At 65.3% G+C, this 1098-nt stretch carries 2 protein-coding genes; both read left to right on the forward strand.

Going from position 1 to position 1098, the window contains the following annotated elements; genetic code table 11:
* A partial coding sequence (gene arsB, locus ACWIE7_RS19415; protein ID WP_454070368.1) for an ACR3 family arsenite efflux transporter occupies positions 1-950 on the forward strand: 950 nt, incomplete at its 5' end.
* On the forward strand, positions 947-1098 hold a 152-nt coding region (locus ACWIE7_RS19420; protein WP_454070369.1), incomplete at its 3' end, for an arsenate-mycothiol transferase ArsC. The genes arsB and ACWIE7_RS19420, both read left to right, overlap by 4 nt.

Consider the following 1098-nt stretch of genomic DNA (forward strand, 5'->3'; position numbering starts at 1 on the left):
TCGCGATCGGCCTGCTGGTGATGATGTATCCGGTCCTGGCGAAGGTGCGCTACGACGAGACCCACAGGGTGACCGGCGACCGCAAACTCCTCACGCTGTCGCTGATTTTGAACTGGATCCTCGGGCCGGCATTCATGTTCGCGTTGGCGTGGATTTTCTTGCCGGATCTTCCCGAGTTTCGTACCGGGTTGATCATCGTGGGACTCGCCCGGTGCATCGCGATGGTGTTCATCTGGAACGACCTGGCGTGCGGGGACCGGGAGGCCGCCGCGGTACTGGTGGCGATCAACTCGGTGTTCCAGGTCGTGGCGTTCGGCGCCCTGGGCTGGTTCTACCTGCAGCTGCTCCCCTCCTGGCTGGGGTTGGAGACCACCTCAGCGCAGTTCTCCGTGTGGTCCATCGTGATCTCCGTGCTGGTCTTCCTCGGCATCCCCCTGCTGGCCGGTTTCCTCACCCGCGTGTTGGGGGAGAGGGCGAAAGGACGGCACTGGTACGAGGAGACCTTCCTTCCCCGGATCGGCCCGTGGGCGCTGTACGGGTTGCTGTTCACCATCGTGTTGCTGTTCGCCATGCAGGGCGAGGCGATAACCTCGCAGCCGCTGGATGTGGCCCGGATGGCCGTGCCGCTACTGCTGTACTTCGTCCTGATGTTCTTCTTCAGCTGGTTCGTCTCCAAGGCGGTGGGGCTGAACTACGCCAAGTCGACCAGCGTCGCCTTCACCGCCTCGGGTAACAACTTCGAACTCGCGATCGCGGTGTCGATCGGCACCTTCGGTATCGCCTCGGGCCAGGCCCTGGCGGGTGTGGTCGGCCCGCTGATCGAGGTTCCTGTTCTGATCGGGCTCGTCTACGTCGCGCTCTGGGCTGGCCCCCGACTGTTCCCGGGAGATCCAACCCTTCCGCCACCTCGCACGGACCCGGCCCGCAACACCGAAGGAGCCCGGTCATGACCAGCACTCCCAGCGTGTTGTTCGTGTGCGTCAAGAACGGCGGCAAGTCCCAGATGGCGGCCGCGCTCATGCGCCTGCACGCCGGGGAGGCGATCGAGGTCCACTCCGCGGGCACCCGGCCCGGTTCCGCGGTCAACGCCCTAGCCGC

It is taken from the genome of Dietzia sp. NPDC055343 (assembly GCF_053645265.1).